The organism is Thalassovita sp. (assembly GCF_965218685.1).
GTDB lineage: Bacteria > Pseudomonadota > Alphaproteobacteria > Rhodobacterales > Rhodobacteraceae > Thalassobius.
On record NZ_OZ244657.1, the window covers coordinates 42,043 to 57,129 of the forward strand.

Sequence of the window (15,087 nt, forward strand, 5' to 3'; positions counted from 1 at the left end):
GGCCAGATGGGGACGGGCCGCCATTCCACCCGCTGAACGCTGCGTGAACAAGCGGGCCACTCACGGAACAAGTCTGGATATCTCTGTTACAGCCTTCGGGCGACAGTGCGGATTTCCGCAATTGCGATGCAGCCTTGGGGCTAACCACAGGAGCCCGGTGTTTCCGAAACATACAGCTGGTTGAAAAACGACACCTTCGCCACGGCTTGGGCGGTGGTTTCCACCCCCAGCTCGTCCCGCGCGCGGCGCATGTATTTTTCCACGGTGCTAAGTGACAGGCCGGTCAGAATGCAGACGTCCTGCAGGGATTTTCCGTCTGCGACCCATTCCAGGATTTCGCGCTGACGGCCTGTCAGTGTCATGCCGGGGATATCAAGCGGCAGTTGCGACAGACGGCCATGCCCCATGCTGGCAATGGCCGAAATCCGGGCGCCGTACTTTTGCCAATGCCGATCCACCTGCGCCTGGGTGACACCCTTGGGGGCTCCCATTGCCAACGCCCCTTTGGACCGCGGCACCCCCACCGGAAAGCTGATGGAATAGCCAGCCCTGCGGCGCGCGGTGCCCAGCTCGTCCATGGCCTTGCACTCGGCCTCGGACAGGCGGCCAGCGGCGCGTTCCCGGCTGGTCCAGTCCCACGGGCAGGCGCCGACGTTTTCCCGCACCCACCTGAAATCAGCAGAGCGCAGGTAAAGCCCGGACTTGTGAAACTCGATCACCCGTTCCAGCGAATGGGTAGACAGGAAAAACGCATCCTCAGGCGGGCCGATGCTGACGCCAAGGCGATAGCGCGTATAGCCATAGTTCATCCTTTCGAACCCGAAATCCGTCAGCGCGCGCACCATCAGATCCCAGACGGAATCCACGGTCTCGGCTGCTGCGATCGCGTTGATCGCGTCGATCGTTCTTTCCTCGCTAAGATGAGGCAAACTCATAGACATACTCTTTTGCACACAAACTTCCTGACGACGCAGAATAGGCCCCAATCGGCGAAATGTCGACGCGTTCAGCCCAGTTTAGACTTGCACAGACAGTGCAGAACCCCGACATAATGAGCACAAAACAACAGGAGCGCTCATGGCACTGCCCGTCAGGGACCAGGTTAAATATTGGGGGATCGCCACCGCGGTCTTTTTGATTGTTCTATGGTATCTGGGCGATGTGATCCTGCCCTTCGTGCTGGGCGGCGCGGTGGCCTATTTCCTGGATCCGATCGCGGACCGTCTGGAAAAGATGGGCGCCTCGCGGGCGTTGGCCACGGCGATTATAACGATCGTGGCGGTGTTCGTTTTCGTCCTGCTGGTGCTGCTGGTCGTGCCGTCTTTGATCGAACAATCGCTGGCCCTGTTCGAAGTCATCCCCAAAGCGTTCGAGGACCTGAGGGCCTTTTTGACCACCCGTTTCCCCGACCTTCTGGACAGCAGCTCGACCCTGCACAAATCGCTGCAGACCGTGGGCGACACCATCCAGGACAAGGGCGGAGAGTTGCTGCAGGCGATTTTCACCTCGGCCATGTCGATCATCAACGTGGTGATGCTTTTGGTGATCGTGCCCGTGGTGGCGTTCTATTTACTGTATGACTGGGATAACATGGTCGCCAAGATCGACGACATGCTGCCCCGCGATCATGCCCCCGTGATCCGTCGCCTGGCCGGAGAAATCGACACCACGCTGGCCAGCTTCATCCGCGGCATGGGCACGGTCTGCCTTGTGCTGGGCACCTATTACGCGGTCACGCTGATGCTGGTGGGGCTGCAATTCGGGCTGGTCGTGGGCTTTATCGCGGGTGCGCTGACCTTTATTCCCTACGTTGGCGCCTTTGTCGGCGGCGCGCTGGCCATCGGGCTGGGCCTGTTCCAGTTCTGGGGCGAGTGGGTCTCGCTGGGGTTGGTCGCGGGCATTTTCGTGCTGGGCCAGGTAATCGAGGGCAACGTGCTGACTCCAAAGCTTGTCGGCAGCTCGGTCGGGCTGCACCCGGTGTGGCTGATCTTTGCGCTGTCGGTTTTCGGCACGCTGTTCGGCTTTGTCGGGATGCTGGTTGCGGTGCCGGTGGCCGCGGCGCTGGGTGTGGTCGCACGCTTCTTGATAGACAATTACAAAGACAGCCGCCTGTATCGGGGCCTTGAGCAGCCGGCGGACAAGGCAGACGACTGATGACCACGCAACTCAGCTTTGATCTGCCCGTGCGCCCGGCACTGGGCCGCGAGGCGTTTTTCGTCTCGCCTGCCAATGCCATGGCCGTGGTGATGATCGAAAACTGGACCCAATGGGCGGGGCGCAAACTGGCGCTGATCGGCCCTGCGGGCGCCGGCAAAACCCATCTGGCGCATGTCTGGGCGGCCGCCAGCGGGGCGCAGATCATACGCGCGCAAGACCTGCCCGGCGCTGACATCCCCGCTTTGGCACAAACCCCCGTCGCGGTCGAGGACGTGCCCGTCATCGCTGGTGATCGCGCCGCCGAAGAGGCCCTGTTTCATCTGCACAACATGGTCCTGGCCGAGGGGCACCATCTGCTGGTGACTGCCGACAAGCCCGTGCTGACATGGGGGCTGACCCTGCCTGATCTGCTGTCACGCATGCAGGGCACGCAATCGGTCACGCTGGAACAACCCGACGACCAGCTTTTGACCGCGCTGGTGGCCAAGATGTTCGCCGATCGCCAACTTATGCCTTCGCCTGAAACCATCGCCTATATGGTCTCGCACATGGATCGCAGTTTTGATGCAGCGGGGGATCTGGTCGCCCGTATCGACCGCGCCGCGCTGGACCAAAAACGCCCCGTCAACCGCAGCCTTGCGATCGAGGTGATGAAGACCTCAGACTGACGCGGCATACCCGCTCAGTCAGGCTGCACGCTCTGGACATTCCCGGCCCAGAGGCGCAAATTTATTGTCATTCCCGCGTCACAAGAAAAAAGCATAAGCCGCGCATGACACAAGCAGATTTCCTTAAGGCCCCGTTCGCCGACCCCATCGAGATTCCCGATCTGGACATCACTGGCCCGGGCCGTTTCCACAACCGCGAGCTTAGCTGGCTTGGCTTTAACTGGCGGGTGCTAGAAGAGGCCGAAAACAACCGCGTGCCCCTGCTGGAGCGACTGCGCTTCGTATCGATCTCGGCCACCAACCTGGACGAGTTTTACACCGTGCGCGTCGCCGGCCTGCGAGAGCTGGCCCATGCAGGCAACCACACCCCCGCCCAGGACGGCCTGACCCCGGCCGAACAGCTGGTGCTGATCGACGAAGACGCCCGCCGCCTGATGCAGGCCCAACAGCGTGTCTTTGATGAGCTGCGCAAGGAAATGGCTGCCGAGAAGATCGAGATCCTGACCCGCGACGACATCCCCGAGGACGAAAAACCCTTTCTTCAGGACATCTTCCTGAACAACGTGTTCCCGGTTCTGTCCCCGCTGGCCGTGGACCCTGCGCACCCCTTCCCGTTCATCCCCAACACCGGCTTCAGCCTTGCCCTGCAGCTGGAGCGTCGCCGGGACAAACGGATGCTGATGGCCCTGCTGCCCATCCCGCACCAGATCGACCGCTTCATCGAACTACCCGAAATTGATGGCGGACATCGCTTTGTACCGCTGGAAGAGCTGCTGCTTCTGTTCATCGACAAGATGTTCCCCGGCTACAAAATGCTGGGGCAGTGTACCTTCCGCGTGCTGCGTGACAGCGATCTGGAAGTCGAAGAAGAAGCCGAAGACTTGGTCCGTGAATTCGAGGTCGCCCTGAAACGCCGCCGCCGCGGCGAGGTCGTGCGGATGAAAATCTCGGCCGGGGCCCCCGACGCGTTGAAATCCGTGATCATGGAAGAGCTGCAAGTCACCCCTGCCGAGATGGTGGAAATCGACGGCATGATCGGCATTGCGGACGTCAAGGAACTGGTGCTGGACGCCCGTCCCGACCTGCTGTGGCCCAGCTTTACCCCGCGCGTCCCCGAACGGGTGCAGGATCACGATGGTGACATGTTCGAGGCGATCAAGCAAAAGGACATGCTGCTGCATCACCCCTATGAAACCTTCGACATGGTGGTGCGGTTCCTGCAACAGGCCGCGCGCGATCCGGACGTGGTGGCGATCAAGCAGACGCTGTACCGGACCTCGAAGAAATCCCCCATTGTCGAGGCCCTGTGCGAGGCCGCCGAGGACGGCAAATCCGTCACCGCGCTGGTCGAGCTGAAGGCCCGTTTCGACGAGGCCGCCAACATCCGGCAGTCGCGACGGCTTGAACGCTCGGGCGCGCATGTTGTGTATGGGTTCGTGGATTGGAAAACCCACGCGAAAATCTCGACCGTGGTCCGACGCGAGGGCGACCGGCTGGTCACTTACACCCACTATGGCACCGGCAACTATCACCCGATTACGGCCAAGATTTATACCGACCTGTCGTTCTTTACCTGCGATGCGGAACTAGGGCGCGATGCGACCAAGGTGTTCAACTATCTGTCCGGCTATGTCGAACCCGAGGGGTTGGAGAACCTGGCCATTTCGCCCAGCGGTCTGAAGCAGCGCCTGCTTGAAGGGTTCGAGGCCGAAGCCGCCCATGCCCGTGCAGGCAAACCCGCGGAAATCTGGGCCAAGATGAACTCGCTGATCGACCCCGAGATCATCGACGGGCTGTACAAGGCCAGCCAGGCGGGCGTGAAGATCAGCCTGGTGATCCGCGGTATCTGCGGCTTGCGTCCGGGCATCAAAGGCCTGTCGGAAAACATCCGGGTCAAATCCATCGTGGGGCGCTATCTGGAACACTCGCGCATTGTTTGTTTCGGCAACGGCTACGGCCTGCCCAGCAAGAAAGCGCGGGTGCATATCAGCTCGGCCGACTGGATGGGCCGCAACCTGAACCGGCGCGTTGAAACCCTGGTGGAAATCCTGAACCCCACTGTAAAGGCACAGATCGTCAGCCAGATCATGGCCGCGAACATGGCCGACGTGGCGCAAAGCTGGGTGATGAACCCAGACGGCAGCTTTGACCGCGCCACGTGGGAGGAAGGCGAGTTCGCCTTCAACTGCCACCGGTTCTTCATGGAATACCCGTCATTGTCCGGGCGCGGATCCGCCGGGGCCAAGGACGTTCCTAAGTTGACGCACACTGACGATTGACCTAACCGCTACGCCTGACGCATCCTCGGGTTGGAAGTACAGGAAGGCTCTTATGGACGACACCCCCCGCATCGCCGCCAAAGATTGGGGGCCATTTGGTCGGCCCCTGTTCAATGATCCCTCGGCCAAGGCGCTGTCGCGCGTGGGCGTGGTGGATGTCGGATCGAACTCGGTGCGCTTGGTGGTGTTCGACGGGGCTGCCCGCAGCCCTGCCTATTTCTACAACGAAAAAATCATGTGTGCGTTGGGCGAGGGTCTGTCTGACACCGGCCACCTGAACCCCGAAGGCCGCCGGCGCGCCCTGTCAGCCATTCGCCGCTTTCAGAAACTCTCGGACGGGCTGAACATCCAGCCTCTGACTGCGGTGGCTACCGCTGCTGTGCGCGATGCCAGTGACGGCGCTGATTTCGTGGCCGAGATTGAACGTGAAACCGGCCTGAAAATCCACGTCATCGATGGCGAAGAAGAGGCCCGCCTGTCCGCCCAAGGCGTGCTGCTGGGCTGGCCGGGCTCCTATGGGCTGGTGTGCGATATTGGCGGCTCGTCAATGGAGCTGGCCGAGATCGGCGGCGGCTCTGTCGGCAAAAGAATCACCTCGGCGCTGGGGCCGCTAAAGCTGCGCTCCCTGCCCGGCGGGAAAAAAGCCCGCAAACAATACATCAAGGACACCGTGACCGAGCTGGCCGAATTCATGGGAGAACAGCGCAACCGCCTGTTCCTTGTGGGCGGCTCGTGGCGCGCCATAGCCCGGATAGACATGGAGCGGCGCGGGTATCCCCTGCACGTGCTGCACGAATACCGAATGAGCGCGAAATCCATCGACGCCACCATTCGCCACATCCAGGAAAACGACCCGACCGAGCTGCGCCAGCGCTGCGGCGTATCTTCGAACCGTATGGAACTGGTGCCCTTCGCCGCCGAGGTGCTGCGCGAGGTTGTACGAGCCTTCCGCCCGCATGATATTGCCGTGTCCAGCTATGGCATCCGCGAGGGCATGCTGTACGAACAGATGCCGCAAAAACTGCGCGACCGGGATCCGCTGATCGAAGCGTGCTTTTTCGCGGAAAACAAGGATGCGCGCATCCCCGGCTTCGGATCTACGCTGTTCAACTTTATCCAGCCGCTTTTCAAAGGCGCCCCGCTGGATCGTAAACGCCTGATCAAGGCCGCTTGCCTGCTGCATGACGTCAGCTGGCGCGCCCATCCCGATTACCGCGCCGAGGTCTGTTTCGATAACGCCACCCGCGCCAACCTGGGCGGGCTGAAGCACTCGGAACGGGTGTTTTTGGGCCTCGCCCTGTTGCACAGATATAAAAACAACCGGGCGGGCACTTCGTTCGAACCGATTTTCCACCTGATCGACGAAAAGCAACAACTTCAGGCCGAGATTTTGGGCAAGGCGATGCGGTTTGGCGCGATGCTGTGGCTGCACCATGAAAAACCCATGGGCGAGCTCATCTGGCAGCCCAAGAAAAAGCAGCTGACCCTTGTGCTGACTTCGGATGCAGCCCCCCTGTTCGGCGAGGTTGCCGCCGCGCGGTTCCAATCCCTGGCCGGTTCGCTTGAGGCCACGACCGAGGTGCGGGTAAAGGGCTGATTAAAGCTCGATTTCAGGGTTTTCCGCCGCGGGTGGTTCTTTGGGCTGTTTGCGGCGCATGATGATGTCGCCGTTGGGCAGCATCTCGGGCGGGTGATACATCGTCAGGTCATCGACCTTTCTCAGTACATCCGCCAGTGCCGGTCCCATTTCCTGCACGAACTGGCGCATCGCGGGTTCCATCGCGTCGGAAAGGGCGCGCAAATCATCCATCGCGGGCTCCATTTCCTGCATGATTCCACGGAAGAACAGCTTGGCGCCTTCCTCCATCAGGGAAAGGCCTTCGTCGGGTTTATCCTCGGCCAAGGCAGGAGCGGCGCACAACGCCAGGACAGCAATGGGGGGCACAATCTGTTTCATAAGGCCAATATAGGCGGCTTTCGTGACAGTTTCAGCCCCGCCCGCTGAATTCCGCCTAAGGCAGATCGATATCCAGCGTCACCGGAAAATGATCCGAGGCGGTGATAAGAGCCTCGCACAGTTCAGGCATGGCCAGGCATTCGGCGTCATCATGCGGGTGCCAGATACGCCATTCGCCCCCGCGCAGATCGTCCGAGACGAAGATATAATCCAACAGCGCCTGCAGGAAGCGTTTGCGCGCGGGGATGTAGAACCGCGCAGTGCTGGGCTGGGCGCCGATCCTTTGATGCAGCGCCATTTGGGCGTGCGGATCATACAGCTGCATCTGGGATTTCTCGCCCATCACGATCTCGACCGAGGAGCGGCCAAAAAGGTCTTCGTATTCGTCCAGGCCGGGACCGTCGTTCAGATCGCCCAGCACGATCAGGGGCTCGCCGACCTTCAGGTGTTCTTCGATCCGGCGACGCAGCCAAATCGCCTGAGCAAGCTGTTTGCGGCGATTGGCGATGCTGATCTTCATCGCCTCTTGGCGCGAACGCGCCCCGTGCGGAGCCTTGGATTTCAGATGCACGCCGATCATGCGAAAGTTGAAGCCCGTGTCGGTTTTCAGCTCCACCTCAAGCGGCGGTTTGGAAAAACGCACCAGGTCTTCGGTATCATCCACGTCCAGATCGATGCGAAAGACGCCGTCAAACCGGGGACACTGAACCGAGCCTTTCTTGCCCGTCGGATCGCCCAGCGGGTCATGCCAGACGCTCACCTTGTCCGGATCATAAAGCAGCGCGATCTCTTGCTGGGTGTCGTTTTCAAAACCGATCACCGCCTTGCGGGCGCGAATGTCAAAGGTCTTGGCAAAATTCTCAAGCGCGCTCACCGTGCCGCGGCGGCCGTTCTGGTCGGGCGCCTCGATCACCATGACGATATCGGCATCCAAGGCGGTGAAAACGATGCCCAAAGCCTCGATCTGTTGGATGCGCGTAACGTCCTGGCGGCCGGACCAACGATCATCGGCCAGCAGATTTCCGTGGTCGTCGAACAGGTTGTTAAACCATTCGACGTTATAGGTGGCGATGCGCATCAGGCGCGGGCCTCTTGGATGTCTTCCCAGGCGCGATTGATGTCGACCATGCGTTTTTCAGCCATTTTCACGGCCTCTTCGGGCACACCGCGGGCGATCATCGCATCGGGGTGCGACTCGCGGATCATGCGTTTCCACACTTTGCGGATCTCGGTCATCGCCATGTCCGGCGTCACTCCCAGAACCGAGTAGGGATCAGGCGCAGCGTCGGGCACAAAGCGGCTGCGCAGGGCGCTGAACTCGGCCTCGGGCAGGCCCAGAATATCGGCCACGCGCTGTAGGAAAGCATCCTCGGACGGGTGATATACCCCGTCGGCCATGGCGATGTGGAACAGCCCCTCCATCAGGTCGCAAAAGCAGGCGTTATGCGTACCGAACATGGCCTTGATCCGGCGCGCGTAGTCCTCGAAACCCGCGACGTCCTGACGGGCCAGGTTGAACACGCGGGCCGCGCCGGCCTCGTCTTCCTGGGCGATCTGAAAAACCTCGCGCATGGCGGTGACCTCATCGCGGGTGACCTGACCGTCAGCCTTGGCCATCTTGGCGGACAGGGCGATCACGGCAATGGTAAAGGCCACGCTGCGTTCAGGCGGGGTGCGCAGGCGTTCAAATACATTGGCCAGGCTTTCGCCCTTGGTCAGAGCCGAGAGCGCCTCGGATATGCGGTTCCAAATCGACATGGCGGTACCCTAGCCTGTGCGCAAGGCGCTGTCATGACGGATTTCCCAGATGCGGCGTCAGAGCATTTTCTGCATCAGGACAAGGTCCATCCAGCGCCCGAATTTGCGCCCCACCTGCGGCAGACGGGCCATTTCGCGATACCCAAGCGCCGCGTGAAAGGCGACTGCAGCGGGGTTTTCGGCGCTGACACCAGCCATCATCACATGGGCGCCCGCATTCCGGGCATGTTCCTCGATCGCAGTCAGCAACGCACGCCCGACACCCTGCCCCCGCGCAGAGGGCGCCAGGATCACGGTATGCTCCATCGTGTGGGCATAGCCCGGCCCGCCACGAAACTGACCGTAAGTGGCAAAGCCCATGATATCGCCTTGCTGCTCGGCCACTAAAAAGGCTTTGCCTGCAGCTTCTTTCGCTGCGAAGTCCTGCGCCAGCCCGTCAACGGTCTTTTCTTCCGAGTTAAACGTCACTTCGGTTTCGCGAATGATCGGGTTCCAGATCGCGGCAATTACAGGCGCGTCCAGCGCCGAGGCGGGACGGATGTTCATAGGCGGCGTATCTTTCCGTTCACGTTGAATTCGGCCTGCAAACCGGGCTCTGGGGCGACTTCGAACCGTACCCGCGCGTCCTGCAGCACCGGGGTCAGCTGGGCGGACAACGCCTTGGCCTGCGGATGGCTGATCGTCAGCCGCACAAGACGCGCGCCCGTGGGAGTCAGCGCAGGCGCCGGGTGACGACTTTGCCATTCGATCAAGGCGGGGCTGGTGTCATCATGGGGCAACCGGCCATCCTGTGGCACCGCCATTTTCCAACGCAGGTCGCCGCGCTGCAGCTGAACCGGCGCCCCCGAGCCCGCCGGCATCAGGGGTAAATCCTCAGCCATGTTCGCGCTGCGACAAATCCAGTTATGCAGACAGGGCGCATCATCAAATTCATCCAGACGGAACCATCGCGGCTCTGCGGGTGGTGACGCATCCGGGTCGATCGAGATCACCTCGAGGTACAGCCCATCCTCAAGCCCGGCCAGCAGGTTATGCGTGCCATAGCGCGCATGCCGCCCGCCCGGTTGCAGAGTGACGCCCAAAGCGTTTTCGACATGGGTCCGCCCCTCTTCCAATGTCCGCGCTGCCACCGCCAGATGATCCAGTTCCAACATGCATTTGTCCCCCGTTTAAAGCAGCCGTCCTGCCCTGCCTTCACCGCCATCCCAAGCAGTTTCCCCATATCTGGCACCAAAGGACATTTCAGCGGCCCTGTTAACCAAAAATACCTTACCCCGAGAACGGAACAGCTGATTTGCAGCAAAATCAGACGCGCCGAAGGCATGATTTTCTACTTAATAGCAATAAAATCCTTATCTTAGGCAGTCCTCCCCCAACCCCACCGCGAAAGCCAAATACTTGATCAAATAGTAGACTTTGCTCACATCCTATGGTTTTCTGTTAAGGCTTTTTACACAGTTCGGCGTGTTTTGATCGCTGCTGGGCGGATCCGTTTTCAGGTTTTTCCAAGCCATTTTCCGCCCGTAGCCAAAACAACCGAAAAGTTTAGTCATTACTTAGTCATTATATGGGGACACCAAAATGAAGGCTTTTAAATTGACCAAAACCGTTGCCGCTGCCGTTCTGGCGCTTGGCGCGGCGGTCATTTCGACACCTAATCAAGCACAAGCGCAATCCGAACCTTTTATAGGGCAAATCAGCGTTTTCGGCTTTACCTTCTGCCCGCGCGGCTGGGCCGCAGCGGATGGTACGCTGTTGGCGATCAACTCGAACCAAGCGTTGTTCTCGCTGTATGGCACCTATTACGGCGGCGATGGGCGCACCACGTTTGCGCTGCCCGATCTGCGCGGCCGTTCGATAGTCCACCAGGGAACCGGCGCTGGCCTGAGCCCCTATTCAATTGGTCAGCGTGGCGGCACTGAAACGCATACCATGTCCGTGACCGAGATGCCCTCGCACAACCACATGGTTAACGCGAACAACGGCGCAAACGGCTTTGCAGATCGCTTGGGACCGGGCAACGATTTCCTGGGCAGCCCCAGCTATAACGACCCGACCAACCCCGCCGAGGACATCTATATCTATTCCGACCAGGCCCCGAACCAGCAAATGGATCCGCGCATGATCGCGAATACAGGCGGCGGGCTGTCCTTTAACATCCGTGATCCGTATCTGGCGCTGACCGTTTGCGTTGCGCTCGAAGGTATTTTCCCGTCGCGCTCGTAACTGCGCGACTTGGCAATCACTGGACCTCACGACGCTATTTCAAGGAACACATCTATGAAGAAATTCTTCAAACTCACTAACCTGATGGCAGCGGCCACTCTGGCAATCTCTGCAACGTTGACCGCCACGCCACAACAGGCCAAGGCGCAATCCGAACCATTTATCGGCCAACTCATGGTTTTTGGCGGCAACTTCTGCCCGCGCAACTGGGCTGCTGCCGATGGTCAACTATTGGCGATCTCAAGCAACACCGCACTGTTCTCGCTTATTGGGACAATTTACGGCGGCGATGGACGCACCACCTTTGCGCTGCCCGATCTGCGCGGCCGTTCGATGGTCCACGAGGGAACCGGCCCTGGCCTGAGCAATATCAGACTTGGCCAGCGTGGCGGCGTTGAATCGCATACCATGTCCGTGACCGAGATGCCCTCGCACAACCACATGGTTAACGCGAACAACGGCGCAAACGGCTTTGCAGATCGCTTGGGACCGGGCAACGATTTCCTGGGCAGCCCCAGCTATAACGACCCGACCAACCCCGCCGAGGACATCTATATCTATTCCGACCAGGCCCCGAATGTGCAGATGGATCCGCGCATGATCGCGAATACGGGCGGCGGTCAGCCCTTTAATATCCGTGATCCGTATCTGGCAACAACGGTCTGCATCGCGCTTTATGGGCTCTACCCGTCGCGCCCGTAAAACCGCGCCGAAACGTACCTTTCTCACGAAAAACCGGGGGCCAATTGGCCCCCGGTTCTTTCTTCAGGACTGAACTTGCAGATCAGGCGCGTGCTTCGCCGATCAGACGCAGGATGTCGCGTGCGGCCTCGGGGATGTTGGTGCCGGGGCCAAAGATCGCCTTCACGCCCGCGTTCTGCAGGAACTCATAGTCCTGCTGCGGGATCACACCGCCGCAGATGACGATGATGTCGCCGGCGTCCTTGTCTTTCAGGGCCTGGATCAGCTGGGGCGCCAGGGTCTTGTGACCCGCCGCCTGCGAACTGATGCCGACCACGTGCACGTCGTTATCAACGGCGTCCTGCGCGGCCTCGTCCGGGGTTTGGAACAGCGGGCCGACGTCCACGTCAAAGCCGATATCGGCAAAGGCGGTTGCGATCACCTTGGCGCCGCGGTCGTGCCCGTCCTGACCCATTTTCACCACCAGCATACGCGGGCGGCGGCCTTCGGCTTCGGCAAAGGAGTCCACGTCCGCCTGAATCTGAGCAAAGCCTTCGTCCCCTTCATAAGCGGCGCCATAGACACCGGCCAATGTCTTCACTTCGGCGCGGTGGCGGCCGAATTCTTCTTCCATTGCCATGCTGATTTCCCCGACAGATGCCCGAGCGCGCGCTGCCTCCACAGCGGCCTCAAGCAGGTTGCCTCCCTCTTTGGCGCGGCGAGTCAGCTCGGCCAGGGCGGCCTGACAGGCGTCCTCGTCGCGCGTCGCGCGCATCTTCTCAAGACGTTCGATCTGGCTGACACGGACGGCGACATTGTCCACGTCCAGAATGTCGATAGGGTCTTCCTTGTCCTTGCGGTACTTGTTGACGCCGACGATCACCTCTTCGCCGCGGTCGATCATCGCCTGTCGCTTGGCGGCGGATTCTTCGATCCGCAGCTTGGGCATGCCGCTGGCGACGGCCTTGGTCATGCCGCCCATTTCCTCGACTTCCTGCATCAGGGCCCAGGCTTTCTCGGCCAGCTCGGCGGTCAGGCTTTCGACGTAATACGAGCCCGCCAGCGGATCGACCACGTTGGTCACGCCGGTTTCTTCTTGCAGGATCAGCTGGGTGTTCCGCGCGATCCGTGCGCTGAAATCGGTGGGCAGCGCGATGGCTTCGTCCAGCGCGTTGGTGTGCAGCGACTGGGTGCCGCCCAGAACCGCCGACATCGCCTCGTATGCAGTACGGATCACGTTGTTATAGGGATCCTGTTCCTGCAACGAAACGCCCGAGGTCTGACAGTGGGTCCGCAGCATTTTCGAACGGTCGTTCTGAGCGCCAAACTCGGTCATCACACGGTGCCACAGCAGACGCGCGGCGCGCAGCTTGGCGGACTCCATGAAGAAGTTCATACCGATCGCAAAGAAGAACGACAGGCGGCCTGCGAACTTGTCCACGTCCATGCCTGCCTCCATCGCGGCGCGGACGTATTCACGACCATCGGCCAGCGTGTAGGCCAGTTCCTGCACTAGGTTCGCCCCGGCCTCTTGCATGTGGTAGCCCGAGATCGAGATCGAGTTGAATTTCGGCATCTCATTCGAGGTGTACTCGATGATATCCGAGATAATCCGCATCGAGGGTTCGGGCGGATAGATATAGGTGTTCCGCACCATGAATTCCTTCAGAATGTCATTCTGAATGGTCCCCGCCAGAAGCGATTTGTCGTGGCCCTGCTCTTCACCCGTGACGATGAAGTTCGCCAGGATCGGGATCACCGCGCCGTTCATGGTCATCGAAACCGAGACCTTGTCCAGCGGGATGCCGTCGAACAGAACCTTCATATCCTCGACGCTGTCGATGGCCACACCGGCCTTACCCACATCGCCCACAACGCGCGGGTGATCCGAGTCATAGCCGCGGTGCGTGGCCAGGTCGAACGCAACCGAAACGCCCTGCTGACCAGCGGCCAAGTTGCGGCGGTAGAAAGCGTTGGATTCCTCGGCGGTCGAGAATCCAGCATACTGGCGGATCGTCCAGGGACGGCCCGCGTACATGGTGGCCTTCACCCCGCGCGTGAACGGGCCAAAGCCCGGCAACCCGCCCATATGGGGCAGATCTGCGGTGTCCTCGGCGGTGTACAGCGGCTGGACGGGGATGCCCTCCAGCGTGTCCCAGGTCAGATCGTCCAGCGGCCGGCCGCGCAGTTCTTTCTCGGCAAGCTTACGCCACTCGTCCTTCGTATTGGTCATGAGCGTGTCCTTCTTTCGCTTCCGCCCCTTGGGCGGTCATTCTGGCTGTTAGTGCCGTGTCTGCCCCACCCAGATGGCCGGGGATGAATTTGGTGTGTTTTGTGGTCGCAATCGGCGCAAGGCTTCCTATATCATTGAGAACAGGAGGGCCCATGCTGACGCGTTTACTGTTTGGAATCACTTTGCTTTTGGCCGCGCCCGCGCTGGCCGAAGAGGTCGTACCCGATACGCCCACGCTGACAGTCATCGAGGATGCCGAGGTCACGCTGGACCAGTTCCAGTGGACCGCGCGGCCCATCGTGGTGTTTGCCGACGCCAAGGCCGATCCGCGTTTCGACGAACAGATGCGGTTCCTTGAAGCGGACATTCCCGGCTTGCTGGAACGCGACGTGGTCGTTTTGATCGATACCGATCCGCGCGGCAAATCCCCGCTGCGCCAGGCGTTGCGCCCGCGCGGCTTCATGCTGGCGCTGATCGACAAGGACGGCGACGTAAAGCTGCGCAAACCTGCCCCCTGGACCGTCCGCGAGATCACGCGGTCCATCGACAAATGGCCATCGCGGCAGCAAGAGATCAAGGTCGACCTGGGCAAGGAATAGGGGTGCATCACACATCCCCCCGCGAAAAATAAACCCGCTGTGCCGCCCTGTCGACGATCGCCAGCGTATTGCCGTCGCGCTGGAAAATCAGGATGCCGCCCTTGGCCTGCAAAGCCGTCAGATAGGCAGCCCGCCAATCATCCTTCAGACAATCGCGCGCGCCCAGCCCCGAGGCTAGAACGGCGTTGCCAACGCTCATATCCATCGAGTTGATTTGAGCCGAGATGTCAGACGGGCTCAGGTCCGGTGTCTGAAAACTGGCCGTGCCAACCTGCTTAAGCAGGCTCAGCCCCTCGCGGATGGTGACGGCGTGGGGCGCAGTGGATTTCACCTCGGCCGAGGCAAGCTCGAACACGCCCGCCGTGCAGCCAAATTGTGATGCAAAGTGCAACGTGGCGCCAATATCGACCCATTTGTCGACCTGGGCGCGCACGTCTGTTTCTTTGTCCTGAGCGCAGCCCGCCAAGGTGGCCAGAGCCAAGGCTCCGGCCAGTATGGACAGGGGGATGGGCTGCGCCATGGCCATGGG

15 protein-coding genes are annotated in these 15,087 nt (G+C 60.7%); 7 read left to right on the plus strand and 8 right to left on the minus strand.

Features of this window, described 5'->3' with window-relative positions; genetic code table 11:
• Positions 1-140: 140 nt before the first annotated feature.
• The gene (locus ACOQOQ_RS00250; protein ID WP_420568163.1) at positions 141-935 is read right to left on the minus strand and encodes a helix-turn-helix transcriptional regulator; all 795 of its coding nucleotides are present in this window, start codon (positions 933-935) and stop codon (positions 141-143) included.
• A 142-nt stretch (positions 936-1,077) separates the two neighbouring features.
• Here ACOQOQ_RS00250 and ACOQOQ_RS00255 point away from each other — a divergent pair, with 142 nt between their 5' ends.
• The 4 genes from ACOQOQ_RS00255 to ACOQOQ_RS00270 all read left to right on the plus strand — a co-directional run bounded on the left by ACOQOQ_RS00255 (position 1,078) and on the right by ACOQOQ_RS00270 (position 6,701).
• Entirely contained in the window at positions 1,078-2,154 is a 1,077-nt protein-coding gene (locus ACOQOQ_RS00255) for an AI-2E family transporter (RefSeq protein WP_420568164.1), read from the plus strand.
• Positions 2,154-2,825, plus strand: a complete 672-nt coding sequence (locus tag ACOQOQ_RS00260; protein ID WP_420568165.1) for a chromosomal replication initiator DnaA — start codon at positions 2,154-2,156, stop codon at positions 2,823-2,825. The genes ACOQOQ_RS00255 and ACOQOQ_RS00260 overlap by 1 nt, the downstream gene beginning before the upstream one ends.
• A gap of 104 nt (positions 2,826-2,929) precedes the next feature.
• Entirely contained in the window at positions 2,930-5,104 is a 2,175-nt protein-coding gene (locus ACOQOQ_RS00265) for an RNA degradosome polyphosphate kinase (RefSeq protein ID WP_420568166.1), read from the plus strand.
• A gap of 52 nt (positions 5,105-5,156) precedes the next feature.
• Entirely contained in the window at positions 5,157-6,701 is a 1,545-nt protein-coding gene (locus ACOQOQ_RS00270) for a Ppx/GppA family phosphatase (protein ID WP_420568167.1), read from the plus strand.
• On the opposite strand, the gene ACOQOQ_RS00275 is transcribed toward ACOQOQ_RS00270, so the two are convergent.
• From ACOQOQ_RS00275 to ACOQOQ_RS00295, 5 genes are all read right to left on the minus strand, one after another.
• Complete coding sequence (locus tag ACOQOQ_RS00275; RefSeq protein ID WP_420568168.1) at positions 6,702-7,049, minus strand: hypothetical protein; 348 nt, start codon at positions 7,047-7,049, stop codon at positions 6,702-6,704.
• Between the two features lie 67 nt (positions 7,050-7,116).
• On the minus strand, positions 7,117-8,139 hold the full coding sequence (locus ACOQOQ_RS00280; RefSeq protein ID WP_420568169.1) for an endonuclease/exonuclease/phosphatase family protein: 1,023 nt from the start codon (positions 8,137-8,139) through the stop codon (positions 7,117-7,119).
• Entirely contained in the window at positions 8,139-8,819 is a 681-nt protein-coding gene (locus ACOQOQ_RS00285) for a TerB family tellurite resistance protein (protein ID WP_420568170.1), read from the minus strand. The genes ACOQOQ_RS00280 and ACOQOQ_RS00285 overlap by 1 nt, the downstream gene beginning before the upstream one ends.
• 57 nt (positions 8,820-8,876) lie before the next feature.
• Positions 8,877-9,365 (minus strand): GNAT family N-acetyltransferase, encoded by a 489-nt coding sequence (locus ACOQOQ_RS00290; protein ID WP_420568171.1) that lies wholly within the window; start codon positions 9,363-9,365, stop codon positions 8,877-8,879.
• Positions 9,362-9,973, minus strand: a complete 612-nt coding sequence (locus tag ACOQOQ_RS00295; protein WP_420568172.1) for a VOC family protein — start codon at positions 9,971-9,973, stop codon at positions 9,362-9,364. The genes ACOQOQ_RS00290 and ACOQOQ_RS00295 overlap by 4 nt, the downstream gene beginning before the upstream one ends.
• Positions 9,974-10,400: 427 nt before the next feature.
• Here ACOQOQ_RS00295 and ACOQOQ_RS00300 point away from each other — a divergent pair, with 427 nt between their 5' ends.
• The gene (locus tag ACOQOQ_RS00300; protein ID WP_420568173.1) at positions 10,401-11,045 is read left to right on the plus strand and encodes a phage tail protein; all 645 of its coding nucleotides are present in this window, start codon (positions 10,401-10,403) and stop codon (positions 11,043-11,045) included.
• Positions 11,046-11,099: 54 nt separating this feature from the next.
• A complete protein-coding gene (locus ACOQOQ_RS00305) occupies positions 11,100-11,747 on the plus strand; it encodes a phage tail protein (RefSeq protein WP_420568174.1) in 648 nt (215 codons plus the stop codon).
• A gap of 82 nt (positions 11,748-11,829) precedes the next feature.
• Here ACOQOQ_RS00305 and scpA read toward each other — a convergent pair whose 3' ends face one another.
• A complete protein-coding gene (gene scpA / locus ACOQOQ_RS00310; protein WP_420568175.1) occupies positions 11,830-13,959 on the minus strand; it encodes a methylmalonyl-CoA mutase in 2,130 nt (709 codons plus the stop codon).
• Positions 13,960-14,111: 152 nt separating this feature from the next.
• Here scpA and ACOQOQ_RS00315 point away from each other — a divergent pair, with 152 nt between their 5' ends.
• Positions 14,112-14,558 (plus strand): DUF4174 domain-containing protein, encoded by a 447-nt coding sequence (locus ACOQOQ_RS00315; protein ID WP_420568176.1) that lies wholly within the window; start codon positions 14,112-14,114, stop codon positions 14,556-14,558.
• A 7-nt stretch (positions 14,559-14,565) separates the two neighbouring features.
• Here ACOQOQ_RS00315 and ACOQOQ_RS00320 read toward each other — a convergent pair whose 3' ends face one another.
• Entirely contained in the window at positions 14,566-15,084 is a 519-nt protein-coding gene (locus tag ACOQOQ_RS00320; RefSeq protein WP_420568177.1) for a hypothetical protein, read from the minus strand.
• Positions 15,085-15,087 lie beyond the last annotated feature (3 nt).

Bases quoted from the DNA above. Each gene is read 5' to 3' on its own strand.
- ACOQOQ_RS00250 (WP_420568163.1), bottom strand. From the start codon at position 935: ATGAGTTTGCCTCATCTTAGCGAGGAAAGAACGATCGACGCGATCAAC.
- ACOQOQ_RS00255 (WP_420568164.1), top strand. From the start codon at position 1,078: ATGGCACTGCCCGTCAGGGACCAGGTTAAATATTGGGGGATCGCCACC.
- ACOQOQ_RS00260 (WP_420568165.1), top strand. From the start codon at position 2,154: ATGACCACGCAACTCAGCTTTGATCTGCCCGTGCGCCCGGCACTGGGC.
- ACOQOQ_RS00265 (WP_420568166.1), top strand. From the start codon at position 2,930: ATGACACAAGCAGATTTCCTTAAGGCCCCGTTCGCCGACCCCATCGAG.
- ACOQOQ_RS00270 (WP_420568167.1), top strand. From the start codon at position 5,157: ATGGACGACACCCCCCGCATCGCCGCCAAAGATTGGGGGCCATTTGGT.
- ACOQOQ_RS00280 (WP_420568169.1), bottom strand. From the start codon at position 8,139: ATGCGCATCGCCACCTATAACGTCGAATGGTTTAACAACCTGTTCGAC.
- ACOQOQ_RS00285 (WP_420568170.1), bottom strand. From the start codon at position 8,819: ATGTCGATTTGGAACCGCATATCCGAGGCGCTCTCGGCTCTGACCAAG.
- ACOQOQ_RS00290 (WP_420568171.1), bottom strand. From the start codon at position 9,365: ATGAACATCCGTCCCGCCTCGGCGCTGGACGCGCCTGTAATTGCCGCG.
- ACOQOQ_RS00295 (WP_420568172.1), bottom strand. From the start codon at position 9,973: ATGTTGGAACTGGATCATCTGGCGGTGGCAGCGCGGACATTGGAAGAG.
- ACOQOQ_RS00300 (WP_420568173.1), top strand. From the start codon at position 10,401: ATGAAGGCTTTTAAATTGACCAAAACCGTTGCCGCTGCCGTTCTGGCG.
- ACOQOQ_RS00305 (WP_420568174.1), top strand. From the start codon at position 11,100: ATGAAGAAATTCTTCAAACTCACTAACCTGATGGCAGCGGCCACTCTG.
- scpA (WP_420568175.1), bottom strand. From the start codon at position 13,959: ATGACCAATACGAAGGACGAGTGGCGTAAGCTTGCCGAGAAAGAACTG.
- ACOQOQ_RS00315 (WP_420568176.1), top strand. From the start codon at position 14,112: ATGCTGACGCGTTTACTGTTTGGAATCACTTTGCTTTTGGCCGCGCCC.
- ACOQOQ_RS00320 (WP_420568177.1), bottom strand. From the start codon at position 15,084: ATGGCCATGGCGCAGCCCATCCCCCTGTCCATACTGGCCGGAGCCTTG.